Consider the following 653-nt stretch of genomic DNA (forward strand, 5'->3'; position numbering starts at 1 on the left):
GACCTTCGAAGGGTACGACTGGTCGAGGGTAAAGGTGCCGGAGGAGATCGGACGCGGGGGCATCGAGAGCTGCAGGTTCATTGCAGACAAGCAGAACCTCGTCCTGTACGGCGGCGTGGGGAACGGCAAGACCCACATGGCCATAGCGTGCGGAACCGCAGCCTGCGCCATGGGGATGACGGTGATGTTCACGACGATCGCAGACCTCGTCGTGAGGATGACCAAGGCCGAAGCCGAGGGAACCTTGGAGAAGGTGTTCAAAGAGGTCGAGAGGGCCGATCTGGTGATACTGGACGAGCTTGGGTACCTTCCCATAAACCAAGATGGCGCCAAGCTCCTGTACCAGGTGGTGAACAAGTGCTACGAGAGGAGAAGCCTTATCGTGACCACGAATCTTGAGTTCAGCAGGTGGGGAAAGATCCTGACCGACGACCAGATGGCGGCTGCCATGATCGACCGAATCGTCCACTACGGCCACCTGGTCGTGTTCGAGGGGCCGACGAAGAGGATGGAGGCCTCGCCTATGGCCCGAAGGGGCTAAGAGGCAAAGCCAAAGAGAGAAAGAGGCACGCCTTTGCCAAACCTGAAACCTTTCCTTGCCACGTGTGAAAAGAACCGCTGCCTCAATTGAAAGCCCGAGCTTGACACAAACA

The 653-nt window shown here is 58.0% G+C and carries 1 protein-coding gene; it reads left to right on the forward strand.

Annotation, left to right across the window (positions count from 1 at the left end):
• The coding region (locus ACTQW0_RS08505) for an ATP-binding protein (protein WP_441567782.1) at positions 1 to 541 on the forward strand (541 nt) is incomplete at its 5' end.
• Positions 542 to 653 lie beyond the last annotated feature (112 nt).

The sequence above is a fragment of the Collinsella sp. LCP19S3_B7 genome (genome assembly GCF_052121795.1).
Taxonomy (GTDB): Bacteria; Actinomycetota; Coriobacteriia; order Coriobacteriales; family Coriobacteriaceae; genus Collinsella.